Raw genomic sequence first — 12954 nt, forward strand, 5'->3', positions numbered from 1 at the left:
ATTATGATTTTTTAGTTTAACTGTCCTCTTACATTGGGTTGATATACTTGCCTGAGCTTTATATGGGAGAGGGGTTAGACAACTTGAAAGACATCAATCAACGCTGGGTAGCGACGATCCTTGTGGCAGTAATGATTGTTCAATCATTCTGGACATTTTCAGGAATTGGATACGCAGCATCAGAAAACCTTAACACCAGTAATTTGGCGAAAAACGTGGTCATCAGCCAATTTTATGGAGGCAAGAAAGACGATGTGCTCGACGTGTACGGCAACGACTTTGTAGAACTATATAATCCGACAGCAGAACCTGTTTCGCTGAACGGCTGGTCCATACAATTTGCGGATACCAAAAACAATAATTGGAAGTTAGCCCAGCTAGGTACAACGACTGCCCAGATTCCGGCATATGGTTATTATCTGATTGCGCTTGGCAGCAATGGTAGTGTCGGGGAGCAGCTTCCACAGCCAGATGCCACTGAAGCTTCATTCAAACTAGATAACAACAACGGAAAGTTGGTTTTATTGAATACGACACAACTGTTGACGGCCAATGATCCGATGGCTGACGCATTACAGGAACATGTGGTTGATTTTGTTGGATATAATGCGGATGCTTATTGGGGAAGTCCGGCTCCACAAGCTGGCAAACAAAACACGATGCAACGATATGTGTTCGATCCGCTGAATCCGGAGAAGAGTACTACTGAAGCTGCGTTCCCGAATCGCGGAAACAACTGGGACACACGGAATAACGGAACGGACTTTGAGAAGGTCAAAGGTGCAAAGGCTCGCAATTCAAGCACAACTTCCGCCTATGTTATTCTGGAAACTAATCAAACGATAGAGATGCAATCAGCTTCGAGCGTAGATCCTGTACATAACAAGGTTACGTTGAATGCATTTGGAGGCTTGGTTAAGCAGGGGCTCTGGACATCCGATGATTTCAGTGTGCTTGGCCTCCCGGTAGGATTCTCTGCTGAAGCCAGTGCGAGTGGAGATCAGATCGAAGTCACCATCACTGGAGACGGTAACGGGAATGTGGTTTCAGATAGCCTTCTGACATTTGAGATTCATCCTGGGGCGTGGGATCAAGTCCACAAACCAGCCTCATCCTTAACGGTGTACCAAGGAAGCAATACCGTAACAATGGCTCAATTCACGCCATCCAATAAGATTGTAGCAGCACTGGACGCCTCATCGTCCAACATTCGTATGGAAAGTGCAAAGGGCCTGAACACCACGATCCAACTCAATCTTAGCGCCGGCGTTCCCGTGGATGGGGTTCTGGACCCGGAAGCTTACAGTTTGACAGGGCTCCCCGAAGGTGACTGGAGTATCCAGGCTGAGGGCCGAAGTAGTGACAATACCATCACGATTACCATTTCGGGTACATCCGCTTCCGCTGTCATGGACACGGCTGTGGTTCGTTTGACGTTAATGGCTGACGCTGTGCAAGATAGGGACTGGCTGGCCTCGGAAGCGATTAACGTATCTCTGCTTCGGTACAGTCAACCGGTACTTGCGAATGAGACTCGAAAAATGAAAGTTGAAGAAAGCATCATAGCGGACAATACAGGCTTTAATGACCCTGCCACCAAAGAATATAAATATGGAAGTGATGCCATGGGAGCGAACGAATACACCTTCCTCCGCGGTACACATTCCTTATTCAAGGATGATCTTGCTGCGGGTCTTATTCCTTCTCCAGATTCAGTAATTTCAGACTGGAATCAGAAGGACATCCTTACTTACACGCAAGGCGATGCCCATATTCAGAATGTGGGGACCTTTAACGACAGTACCAATCAAATGGTGTTCAGTCTGAACGATGTGGATTCTTCCGGAATCGGCAGCTTTTATGACGATCTGATTCGTTTTGTTACAAGTATTTATGTAGTCAAATACGAAAAAGACAGCGCTGCGATTGCCAATCTGCAGGATGCTGATTTCCGGGAAGTATCTCGCGTTTTTCTTAAGACCTATAAGGATACTTTGGTTGATATTAATAACAAAATCAGCCCGAAAGACACCAAGCTGACCAAAAGCAATGTAACCCCTTATACGAAAGAGGTTATGGACAAAGTCTCCAAAGTGTCTTACGAGGAAGCATTGCAAAAATTGCTGGGCAAGCGGGCGCTTGATGGAAAATTAAACATCGCTGGTAATTCGGACAAGTTTGAGGCCGCGACAGAGGCGGAGAAAGCTTCCCTTCAAGCCGCTTGGGAAGCATACAAATTGCAAGTCAGAAGCAATTTCCCAAACCTGACTGACGATGAATTCAATGCCTATTTTAAGATAAAGGATATTGTGCGCCGTATTCATCAGGGTATTGGCAGCATTGGGGTTGAACGCTACAATGTGCTAATCGAAGGAGCAAGTGAGGTCAACACGGACGATATTCTGCTCGACGTGAAAGAGCAGACACGGGACGCCAATCTTTCGAAAGATGCATATCTTAAAACGGCAGTCGATCCCGATTCTTATCTGGGTGTGCTTGAAGCAATGAATCGCTCGTACCTGATTAAGGAAGTCTCACCTTTTAAAGGTGATTACACGGATAAGCCGTTCAAGAACAAGGAAGAGCTGGAGCAGTATTTGGTCGATGCGGCCAGAGCCTACGCGTATGCAAGCTCGCGCCTGGACAACGTATCCGATGAGTTGAACTACAAGTTTGAGGAACGTTTTGTAACGAATATCGTACCGATCTGGGATGATTTGCAGAATTTTATTGTTAATGCGGCTGAGGATTACTCGCATCAGGTCGCAGCGGATTTTGCACTTGTGAAGGAGGATATGCGGACCGGGAAGCTGATTGACGTTTCTACATTGGAAGAATTATCCGTTGATCAAGGTTCCTTGAGTCCAGCATTTGATCCTGCAATTATGGCGTACAGTGTGAATGTTGAACAAGCCGTAGACTCCATCCGTATTACTGCGAAGGCTACCGATAGCCAGGCAACTTTGTCTGCTAAAGGTGAACCTTATGTGAACGGTATAAGCCAACCGTTTGGGCTTTCTGTTGGGAAAAATGTAATTCCAATTACGGTAATAGCACGTAATGGTTCAAGCAAGACCTACAGTGTAACTGTTGTCAGAGCCGGAGAATCCACCACGGTTCCATCGACACCTTCAACGCCTTCGACGCCAACTGGAGGAACAAATGATAATCAAGCAGGTACTTCTGGCAATAGTGGAACTGTTACTGTGAATGGTGGATCGTTGAGCCTGAGCGGGGTTAAAATCAATGTGCCAGCCGGAGCGATGGATAGCAGCGTCGTAATTTCCGTTAATAAAGTAAACCAAACCTCGAATCTGTTCTCGGATTCCACATTGAAACTGCTTGGGGATGTTTATGAGATTACGGCGAGCAAGAGCGGGGACTTCACCAAGCCGGTGACTGTTACCTTGCCATTCGACAAGAACAAGGTGAACTTTGAGAACTCGGTTGTGGGATTGTATTGGTTCAACGAGCAAACTCAAAAGTGGATTGCACTTGAACATCTGCAAGTGGATCAAACGAATGGAACGGTATCTGGAACCATTAATCATTTTACGAAGTTTGCTGTTCTGGTATCCGATAAGACTGTAACGCCAACTCCGGAAGGAACCACCAAAAACTTCACGGATCTCGAAGGACATTGGGCTTCCGGCAGTATTATGGATCTGGTTGAACTCGGTGTGATCCAAGGTTATCCGGACAACAGCTTCAGACCGGATAAAAAAATGACCAGAGCCGAATTTGTTACTATTGTCATTAAGGCTTTAAATTTACAAGGCTCTTCTGATAAAGAATTTGCGGATACCACCAGCCATTGGGCGCAAGACGCGATTTCCACTGCGGCAGGTCTAGGTATTGTTAATGGATATAGTGATAATACCTTTGGTCCAGATGAATTGGTGACCCGCGAGCAAATTGCGACGATGGTCGTTCGTGCAGCGCAAATTGCGGATACTGAGAGCAATATCCGCTTCTCTGATGTCGCTGAAATATCAGGTTGGGCACGTTCAGCACTTGCCGCAGCCATTGCCAATGGTCTCGTTAACGGTTATCCAGACGGAACATTGAAACCGCAAGGAAATACGACTCGTGCCGAAGCCGCTACACTTATCCTAAGAGCTATTCAATTGACAAAATAAAATCAAGATTTCAGAAAGGCTGCCCTCCAGCAAGTACAACTTGTTGGGGAGCAGCCTTTTTGTATCTTGGAGTCTGGTTAATTCGTTTTGTTATAACGATATACCATTGTCTATAATAACGCGATTGAGCTTGGTATTCACCGAATTGGAGATCGTATCACCTACAGGACATTTGCTTTCCAGAAATTGTACAAACGGTTCAACCTTTTCGTCAGATGAACTGGTTTTAATATAGAACGTGTATCGAATATCGGAATAACCGGGGCGTACATCAGATCGGTTGAAAAATCCGTCAAGGTCCAGATCACCTTCAACCTCCACTCTGAAATCATCAAGTACGACATCGAATTTGGAGGCATAAACCCGGGCCACAATGGATTGACATGCGCCAAGGGAGGCAAGTAAAGCTTCTACAGGATTCATTCCCGTGTCAGTACCACCGAGGCTTGTTGGCTCATCGATGATCAGTTCAAATTGTCTCACTTTGGTGATTACTTTTACCCCGTCTTGTAGATGTGCGGTAGCTTTGAAAGTCTGAACATTAGCCATCCGATACCTCTCCTTTATAAAGCATGGTATGTAACTTGGTTTAGTATGGATTATAGTTCCATGTCTCACAAGCTGTCAATACAAGGTAGATAGAATTCGGTATTCTCTGTCAATTGAAAAATGGATAGCCTTGTGGCTATCCATTTCTATGGCTTCTCAACTTTTGATCCAATGTGCTTATTCACTCATGGCCTGATCGTATTTTTCCTTCAAACGTTTGATGTCTGCTCGCGGCGGTGCTCCGAACATGCGGGAGTATTCCCGACTGAATTGCGACGCACTCTCGTAACCAACCCGAAATGCTACATCAGCGGCATCAGCCGATTCAGCCATGAGCAGCCGACGGGCCTCCTGGAGCCTAAGTTGCTTCTGAAACTGAAGTGGGCTCATGGCGGTGATTTCTTTAAAATGCCGGTGAAACGAGGACACACTCATGTTGGCAGTCTCCGCAAGATCTTCAATCCGAAACGATTGCTCCCAATGCTGAACAATATGCTCGATGGCCTCCCGAATCCGGTAGCTGCTGCTGCCTTCCACCGCAATCTGGGCCAGTTCGGCTCCATAGGGTCCCTGCAGAAGCCGGTACAGAATTTCTCGCGTATAGAGTGGGGCAAGGAACGGGATTTCTCCCGGTGTATCCAACAGCCGAACCAACCGCAGTACAGCATCTTGAATGGAGGGCTCCATCTGTCCAACGAATAGGGCGCGTCTGGCGTTTTCTTTGGACGTGACCTTAATATCACAATCGTTTAACACTTCAAGAATCTGATGCTGTGTAAACTCAAGCTTGAGACTCAGGTAAGGCATAGCAGAGGAAGCTTTTATAATCTGACCAATCACCGGCAGGTTCATGGAAGCAATCAGATAATTGGAGGGTCCGTATTCGAATCTTTCCTGTGCCAGCAAGATTTCTTTCAAGCCTTGAACGATTACACAAAATGAAGGCTTATAAACCCGGTAAGCAGGTTCGCTAATGCTGGAATGCTGATAGACATACAGGGAAGGGATTTCCGTTTCCTTGGAGCTATTATGAATGGAATGACGCTTGATCAGTTCGGTGAGCTCCTGTTGCTGCTGACCTCCGTTATCGGACATACAAATCCTCCTTGAGAGTTGTTCTTGCTTCATTATAAGACTTAACGACCTTAGACAAAAGTGGGTGTGAGAGGATCAGGCAATCAATTAAGACAAATGATATACCGTTTCGTTCTGCTAGTTCGGCATAATAATATTAGGTTGCAGATTATGAAATCAAACGAAGAAAGGAAGTTTGTATGATGCAAAAACGAACATTGGGAAATAGCGGCTTGGAAGTTTCGGCAATTGGGCTTGGTTGTATGGGAATGAGCTACGGGTATGGTCCAGCTTCGGACAAAACGGAGATGATCGCGGTCATACGGGAAGCTGTTGAACGCGGTGTAACTTTCTTTGATACCGCCGAAGTCTATGGTCCATATATCAATGAAGAACTCGTCGGCGAAGCGCTTTCTCCTGTACGCGATCAGGTTGTCATAGCGACGAAGTTCGGATTTGACATTCAGGGTGGCAAACAGAGCGGGATGAATAGCCGTCCTGAGCAGATCAGGAAAGTTGCCGATGAGTCTCTTAAGCGACTAAAGATCGATGCGATTGATTTGTTTTATCAGCACCGTGTTGATCCGGATGTGCCGATTGAAGAGGTTGCCGGAGCCGTGCAGGATCTGATTCGCGAAGGGAAAGTGAAGCATTGGGGGCTGTCGGAAGCCGGCGTAAACACGATTCGACGTGCACATGCCGTTCAGCCGGTAGCAGCTGTCCAGAGTGAATATTCCTTATGGTGGAGACGTCCAGAAGAAGAACTGATTCCAGCGCTTGAGGAGCTGGGTATTGGTTTTGTCCCTTTTAGTCCTTTGGGTAAAGGATATCTCACGGGAAGTTTTAACGCGAATACAACGTTTGATCAGGGGGACTTGCGTAATATTCTGCCACGCTTCACGCCAGAGGCGTTGGAGGCCAATCAGGTGCTGGTCGATCTGTTGAAAGAGAAGGCGGAGAAAATCCAAGCCACCCCTGCACAAATCGCACTTGCTTGGCTGCTGGCCCAAAAACCATGGATCGTGCCAATCCCGGGAACGCGCAAGTTGAGTCGTCTCAAAGAAAATATGGGTGCGGCGGACATTGGCCTCACACCCGAAGATGTACAGAGCATTAATGATGTAGCTTCAAAAATTACCCTGATGGGTTCGAGATATACAGAGGAGCTGGAGAGAAGAACGGGTCTCTGATGCATTTTAGTATGCCAGAAAGCTGGTGGAAAGATTGAGTAAACGGTTATCGAACCAAGTGAAGCAAATCGTAATCGAGAGATTGGAGTCCCAGATCAAGTGGGAAGAAAATCCGATTTTCAAAGAAATGTACCTCAGTTATTGGATAAAATTAACGTTAGATTCATCCCAATCCAATTAAAGGAGTGTTTGATTATGGAATATGTAAAACTGGGTCGTACCGGACTGGACGTTTCAAGATTATGTCTTGGTTGCATGAGCTATGGAGTCCCTGAACGCGGAATCGCTCCATGGTCGTTGAACGAGGAAGAAAGTCGTCCTTTTATCCAAAAAGCGCTGGACTTGGGTATTAACTTCTTTGATACAGCCAACGTCTATTCGGATGGTACAAGCGAAGAAATCGTGGGTCGTGCGTTGAGGGATTTTGCTCGTCGTGATGAGGTTGTTATTGCAACAAAGGTTTACTTCCGCATGAAGCCGGGGCCGAACGGCGCAGGTTTATCAAGAAAAGCTATTATGAATGAGATTGATAATAGTTTAAAGCGACTAGGGACTGATTATGTGGATCTCTATCAGATCCATCGTTGGGACAGTAGTACTCCAATTGAAGAAACCATGGAGGCCCTTCATGATGTGGTTAAGGCGGGTAAAGTACGATACATTGGAGCTTCTTCGATGTACGCCTGGCAGTTTATGAAGGCTCAGTATACCGCCGAACGCAATGGCTGGACCCCATTTGTCTCCATGCAAAATTTACTTAATTTGTTGTATAGAGAAGAGGAAAGAGAGATGTTACCTCTTTGCGCAGAAGAAGGAATCGGCGTCATTCCCTGGAGTCCACTTGCCAAAGGAAGACTTACACGGGATTGGAATGAACAAACAGCCCGTTCATCGAACGACGAAGCAGGAGACCGACTTGCTGCGGGAATGGTTGATGCCGATCGTAAAATAGTGGAGACTGTCGCTGATATTGCGAACAAACGGGGTGTTTCCAGAGCAACCGTTGCGCTGGCATGGGTTTTGCAAAAAGAAGGTGTCACCGCACCAATTGTGGGTGCAACGAAGGAACATCATTTGGAGGATGCTGTAGCAGCGTTGACCGTGAAGCTGGATGCGCAGGAAATTGCAAGCCTAGAGGAATACTACGTACCACACAAAATATTCGGCATGTAAGTTCCCTCTAGATTAATAAAAATAAGATAGTTCCCGCTTAAATTGCAAATGTGTAAAAGGGTTGCCAATCGAATAGAAATGTGTATAATTGGAGTCACATCAGAATATTCAAATGTTTTCTAGGGTTCCGCGGCAATTGTGTCGGTCTGGTCCGAGAGAAAACTCACAGCCTGTTGGTTGTGTCACGGAGGGACAAAAGCCTGGGAGATGAACTGCTTCATGCAGTTTATTTCCCGGGCTTTTTTATTTTGGCTTCATGTAACTAATAATACACGTAGCAATATTTGAAAAGGAGTGTGACAGAGATGAACAAAACCTGGTTGTCCGTCGTTATTGCAGCTTTATTTGAAGTCGGTTGGGTCATTGGATTGAAACATGCCAGTGGTTTTCTGGAATGGGGGGCTACACTGATCGCCATTATTGTCAGCTTCACCTTGATGATTGCGGCTTCCCGCTCACTTGATGTAGGAACGGTGTATGCGGTGTTTGTTGGCCTGGGTACGGCAGGGACTGTACTGGCAGAGATTGTTTTGTTTGGTGCAGCGGTTCAAACCGGGAAAATGGTGCTGATCGGGGTTCTTTTACTGGGTGTAATCGGTCTTAAAATGCTTAGCAAAGGAAAAACAAAGGAGGTCCATGAATCATGAACTGGGCATTTCTAGTTTTAGCAGGTGTCTTTGAAATGATTGGGGTTCTGATGATTAATAAACTGCACAAAGATCGTAACCTGATTTCTATGGTGCTCTTGATTGCAGGTTTTGGATTAAGCTTCCTGTTCCTGTCCCTGGCGATGAAGACTCTTCCAATGGGGACGGCATATGCCGTATGGACTGGAATCGGCGCTTCCGGGGGAGCCATTCTTGGTATGATATTTTATGGAGAACCCCGAAATGCGTTAAGGATTCTGTTTATTGCCATGGTGCTCGGATCAGCGGTAGGGTTGAAATTGGTGAGTTAATGGATTAGTGTTACGCAGTAGCTCAAGGCCGACGTAAGTTCAACCAAAATCGCAATAAGGGCTGAATTTTAAAAAGATAATATACAGATGCGTTTTTTAATGTTATCCTTATGTGTTACGTTTTGAAATGAGAAATACGTCAAATGAATATTTGTTGCGTAAATTAAGGAGACCTAATGACATTTAAAGACTTGAATATTATACCCGCAATTTTGGAAGGCTTGAGCAAAGCAAACTATACTGCCCCGACACCTATACAGGAACAGGCAATTCCAGCCGTATTGGCAGGCAGAGATTTGCTTGGCTGTGCGCAAACAGGGACAGGGAAGACGGCAGCATTTTCTGTACCCATCATTCAATTATTAAGCGAGAAGTCGAACGGCCCCAAAGCCGCACGTCATATTCGTTCATTGATTCTAACACCCACAAGAGAACTGGCGATTCAGATCTCGGATAACATTAAGGCTTATAGCCGTTACACGGATATTCGTTGTGCCGCTATCGTAGGTGGTGTTTCGCAAAAAGTTCAGGAACGTGCACTCAATCAAGGTGCAGATATTATTATTGCAACGCCCGGAAGATTGATTGACCTGGTCAATCAAAAGCGTATTGATCTGAAACATGTGCAAATACTGGTTCTTGATGAAGCAGACCGCATGTTGGATATGGGCTTCATTCACGATGTGAAGCGAATCATCGCGAAGATGCCGAGTAAGAAACAGACGCTGTTCTTCTCAGCTACCATGCCTCCGGAAATTACAAAAATGGTAAAAACGCTGTTGGTGGATCCGGTAAAAGTAGAAATTACACCGGTATCTTCCACAGTGGATCGAATTGAACAGTCTGTGTATTTATTGGAAAATGGAAAAAAACAGAATCTGTTGAATCATATCCTACAGGATAAGTCCATCGTTTCGGCACTGGTGTTCACCCGTACGAAGCGCGGAGCAGACCGTGTAACTCGTGATTTGTCCAAAGTGAATATTACGGCCCAGGCCATTCATGGCAACAAATCGCAGAACGAGCGTCAAAGAGCTCTGAATAATTTCAAAAGCGGAGTTACGCGGGTGCTGGTAGCGACAGATATAGCGGCAAGGGGTATTGATGTTGAAGAGCTTTCACATGTAATCAACTTCAACCTGCCTAATATTCCAGAAACGTATGTCCACCGAATTGGTCGTACGGGCCGAGCTGGACATAGCGGAATGGCAATTTCCTTTTGTGAGAAGGAGGAACTTCCGTTCCTCAAGGATATCGAGAAGGTAATTAAGAAAACCATTCCTGAAGTGAAAAATCATCCTTATCCGATGACAAGTGCTCCTGCTTTTGTAAAATCGAATCAAACATCGAAGTCTGCAGGCCATAAATCAGCAGCTGATAAACCTGCGAAGGCAAAAGCGAATCCTGCTCGCAAGCCAAAGTCCGAGTGGTTTAAGAAGAGTGGCAAAGCCAATCATAGTAAACCAAACAGTAGTAAGCCAAATAGCGGTAAACCAAACCACAATAGTACAGGTCACAGTAAACCAAAGAGCAGCAAAGTGAATAAAGCTCTTTAAAATAACGAGCAAAATGCCTTCTCCATTTCGTGGAGGAGGTTTTTTTTGTATACAAAAATGGATGCGATATTGATAATCATTTTCAATAAGAATAGAATAATAGAGTGAAAGTTAAAAAAGTCACAAGTCTTGTATACTGCAGTGACTTGAGGCAATCAGGAGGCGTAATTTATGTTCATTCAAACTCGCGTTATGGTAGTCGAAAAAGGTCACAGTCATAAACTGGTGGAACGTTTTAGTGCCCCTAGCCCTGTAGAGGAAATGCCGGGACTGATTGATTTCAGTGTGATGGTTAACAAAAAGAGTAAAGAACATGAAGAAGTAATGGTGCTGATTCGTTGGGAATCGGAAGATGCATGGAAGAATTGGGAGAAGAGTGATGTGCATATTAAGGGTCACCGCGAGAAGAGAGGGCAGGAGAAACCAGAATATTTAATTAGCACTACCGTGAATATGTACGAGGTCCAGAAAGTGAAGACAGCCAGGGTATCTAATACTTAATTTGAATGATGTAAAGCCTATCACATTTATCATGAGATAGGTACATTCAACATGCTGGTTTACATGCAAACGTACATTCGGTATCATTGGATTGGGCAGGAAAAGTTGGTCTTCCGCGCAAAGGAGAGGTACTGAATTGAAGAATAAGATCATTGATTACTGTTTGAAGAAAAAAGGTGCCATCAAGGATTATCCCTTCGGAGCCGATACGGTTGTGATCAAAATTGGAGGGAAAATGTTTGCACTCATTTTTGAGGGCAAGGCGGATAACATTCGCTTGAACCTAAAATGTGATCCGATCATTGCAGAAAACCTGAGAGAGCAGCATGAATCCGTTCAACCGGGGTATCATATGAACAAAAAGCACTGGAATACCATTATTCTTGATGGTTCCTTGTCGGAGCAGGATATTTATGTCATGATTGACCATTCGTACGACATGGTTGTCAAAACCCTGCCCAAGAGTCTTTTGGAATCCATCTCGTAAGTAGGCCACATGAAAAGAGAGGGTCAGCACCTCAGGTGAATAAGGCATTTCGTTCTTAATCGTAGTATAATTTATATCGTTAAGAGCGTCGGTTATTTCATGATGTGGAGGCTTACTGCATGTTCATTAGAGAAATAGAGGAAAAAGATAATCAAGAAGTAGAGTCTCTGATTCGAAGTTGTCTGATTGAATTTGAGGCTAATAAGACAGGAACGGCGTGGGCTGATCCAAATTTGGGCGATTTTTATCACCTTTATCAACGGGAAGGCTCCAGATATTGGGTGATTGAGGATAACTCAACCATTGTAGCTGGTTGCGGGATCGGACCCGTGGACGGATTTCCTCATATTTGTGAATTGCAGAAGATGTATGCATTGAAAGAAGCACGAGGAACCGGGATTTCATATGATTTGCTTCGGATTTCCCTTGATTTTGCCAAAGACTACTATGAACAATGTTATCTTGAAACGCTTAGCAACATGGTCGCGGCTAACAAGTTCTATATCAAGAACGGTTTTATTCCGTTAGAGGCACCGTTAAATGCAACGGAACATTTTGCTTGTGATGCATGGTATATGAAAGCATTATAAAATCAGATTTCAACCTAAAAAAGCCTAGTTCAAGCGGCAGATTGCCGACGATGAATTAGGCTTTTTGGTATTTTCATATACCCATATACGTTAAAGAAACGTTAAACAGAGCTGCTCCACAATGCGGTCGGGAGAGTTGCCGCGCACGTTTTTTTGAAACAGATAGGAATCATTGCTCATGGCGGTCAGGAGCATGTCTGTTTTGAACAAGCTGATGGCCTGTGATTCGTCGGTCTCTGTTGCTATTTCTTCGAATAACTCGAATAGCTGCTGGTGCAATTGGTCATATAGGGGACTTGAGGTTCTGGAGTCTGATCCCTGATATACCGCATTCTCGATGCCCGAGAGCAGCTCCGCATTTTTCTCTCTGAACTGGATAAATAACGTCAGCAGACCACGCAACCGCTCAGATGGGGGATGCAATGCGTTCTCCTGAAGGTATGTCTCTACATCCTCGAAGAACAACGCTGCGTTATCTTTAATCAAATCCATACATAACTCACTCTTATTGCGGTATCGGCGGTATAAGGTACCCGCTCCAATCTGCGCTTCGGAAGCGATCTGATTCATGCTGACCCGCTCGACGCCGTGCAGCTCAAATAATCTGAAAGCCACATTCAGAATACGTTGGCGGTTCTCGGCTGCATCCCGTCGTTCCGAACGAGAGGTTGTGTTGGTTTTATCCACTGTCTGTCACTTCCTATCCTTCAACCTCCAAAATTTGACAAGGGGAGAAC

The 12954-nt window shown here is 45.1% G+C and carries 12 protein-coding genes and 1 riboswitch; of the genes, 9 read left to right on the forward strand and 3 right to left on the reverse strand.

The window, feature by feature from the left end:
• Nucleotides 1–83 precede the first annotated feature (83 nt).
• The gene (locus tag QP794_RS13160) at nt 84–4139 is read left to right on the forward strand and encodes an S-layer homology domain-containing protein (protein ID WP_285077140.1); all 4056 of its coding nucleotides are present in this window, start codon (nt 84–86) and stop codon (nt 4137–4139) included.
• 90 nt (nt 4140–4229) lie between these two features.
• Here the strand turns inward: QP794_RS13160 and QP794_RS13165 are convergent, their stop codons facing one another.
• Together QP794_RS13165 and QP794_RS13170 are read right to left on the reverse strand one after the other, a co-directional pair.
• Nucleotides 4230–4688 carry an OsmC family protein gene (locus tag QP794_RS13165; RefSeq protein ID WP_024634318.1) on the reverse strand — a complete coding sequence of 153 codons (459 nt, stop codon included), beginning with the start codon at nt 4686–4688 and terminating at the stop codon, nt 4230–4232.
• A gap of 177 nt (nt 4689–4865) precedes the next feature.
• A complete protein-coding gene (locus QP794_RS13170; protein ID WP_285077142.1) occupies nt 4866–5783 on the reverse strand; it encodes an AraC family transcriptional regulator in 918 nt (305 codons plus the stop codon).
• 182 nt (nt 5784–5965) lie between these two features.
• Here QP794_RS13170 and QP794_RS13175 point away from each other — a divergent pair, with 182 nt between their 5' ends.
• The 8 genes from QP794_RS13175 (at nt 5966) to QP794_RS13210 (ending at nt 12217) form a co-directional block, all read left to right on the forward strand.
• Nucleotides 5966–6952, forward strand: coding sequence for an aldo/keto reductase (locus QP794_RS13175; protein ID WP_285077474.1), 987 nt, complete (start codon nt 5966–5968; stop codon nt 6950–6952).
• A 195-nt stretch (nt 6953–7147) separates the two neighbouring features.
• On the forward strand, nt 7148–8125 hold the full coding sequence (locus QP794_RS13180; protein ID WP_079344441.1) for an aldo/keto reductase: 978 nt from the start codon (nt 7148–7150) through the stop codon (nt 8123–8125).
• Between the two features lie 108 nt (nt 8126–8233).
• A riboswitch (guanidine-I (ykkC/yxkD leader) is annotated at nt 8234–8334 on the forward strand.
• 96 nt (nt 8335–8430) lie between these two features.
• Entirely contained in the window at nt 8431–8772 is a 342-nt protein-coding gene (locus QP794_RS13185; protein WP_024634313.1) for a DMT family transporter, read from the forward strand.
• A complete protein-coding gene (locus tag QP794_RS13190) occupies nt 8769–9083 on the forward strand; it encodes a DMT family transporter (protein WP_285077147.1) in 315 nt (104 codons plus the stop codon). Before QP794_RS13185 ends, QP794_RS13190 begins: the two co-directional genes overlap by 4 nt.
• 176 nt (nt 9084–9259) lie before the next feature.
• Entirely contained in the window at nt 9260–10639 is a 1380-nt protein-coding gene (locus tag QP794_RS13195) for a DEAD/DEAH box helicase (RefSeq protein ID WP_285077149.1), read from the forward strand.
• A gap of 171 nt (nt 10640–10810) precedes the next feature.
• Nucleotides 10811–11140, forward strand: a complete 330-nt coding sequence (locus QP794_RS13200; protein ID WP_024631801.1) for an antibiotic biosynthesis monooxygenase — start codon at nt 10811–10813, stop codon at nt 11138–11140.
• 136 nt (nt 11141–11276) lie between these two features.
• The gene (locus tag QP794_RS13205) at nt 11277–11627 is read left to right on the forward strand and encodes an MmcQ/YjbR family DNA-binding protein (protein WP_285077151.1); all 351 of its coding nucleotides are present in this window, start codon (nt 11277–11279) and stop codon (nt 11625–11627) included.
• A 119-nt stretch (nt 11628–11746) separates the two neighbouring features.
• The gene (locus QP794_RS13210; RefSeq protein ID WP_285077152.1) at nt 11747–12217 is read left to right on the forward strand and encodes a GNAT family N-acetyltransferase; all 471 of its coding nucleotides are present in this window, start codon (nt 11747–11749) and stop codon (nt 12215–12217) included.
• A gap of 90 nt (nt 12218–12307) precedes the next feature.
• On the opposite strand, the gene QP794_RS13215 is transcribed toward QP794_RS13210, so the two are convergent.
• Nucleotides 12308–12904 carry a TetR/AcrR family transcriptional regulator gene (locus QP794_RS13215; RefSeq protein WP_285077154.1) on the reverse strand — a complete coding sequence of 199 codons (597 nt, stop codon included), beginning with the start codon at nt 12902–12904 and terminating at the stop codon, nt 12308–12310.
• Between the last annotated feature and the right edge of the window lie 50 nt (nt 12905–12954).

The organism is Paenibacillus sp. UMB7766-LJ446 (assembly GCF_030226665.1).
Lineage (GTDB): Bacteria > Bacillota > Bacilli > Paenibacillales > Paenibacillaceae > Paenibacillus > Paenibacillus vandeheii.

What these genes read in the sequence shown, in the direction of transcription:
- QP794_RS13185 (WP_024634313.1), top strand. Translation starts at nt 8,431, where the DNA reads ATGAACAAAACCTGGTTGTCCGTCGTTATTGCAGCTTTATTTGAAGTC.
- QP794_RS13165 (WP_024634318.1), bottom strand. Translation starts at nt 4,688, where the DNA reads ATGGCTAATGTTCAGACTTTCAAAGCTACCGCACATCTACAAGACGGG.
- QP794_RS13195 (WP_285077149.1), top strand. Translation starts at nt 9,260, where the DNA reads ATGACATTTAAAGACTTGAATATTATACCCGCAATTTTGGAAGGCTTG.
- QP794_RS13210 (WP_285077152.1), top strand. Translation starts at nt 11,747, where the DNA reads ATGTTCATTAGAGAAATAGAGGAAAAAGATAATCAAGAAGTAGAGTCT.
- QP794_RS13170 (WP_285077142.1), bottom strand. Translation starts at nt 5,783, where the DNA reads ATGTCCGATAACGGAGGTCAGCAGCAACAGGAGCTCACCGAACTGATC.
- QP794_RS13175 (WP_285077474.1), top strand. Translation starts at nt 5,966, where the DNA reads ATGCAAAAACGAACATTGGGAAATAGCGGCTTGGAAGTTTCGGCAATT.
- QP794_RS13190 (WP_285077147.1), top strand. Translation starts at nt 8,769, where the DNA reads ATGAACTGGGCATTTCTAGTTTTAGCAGGTGTCTTTGAAATGATTGGG.
- QP794_RS13200 (WP_024631801.1), top strand. Translation starts at nt 10,811, where the DNA reads ATGTTCATTCAAACTCGCGTTATGGTAGTCGAAAAAGGTCACAGTCAT.
- QP794_RS13180 (WP_079344441.1), top strand. Translation starts at nt 7,148, where the DNA reads ATGGAATATGTAAAACTGGGTCGTACCGGACTGGACGTTTCAAGATTA.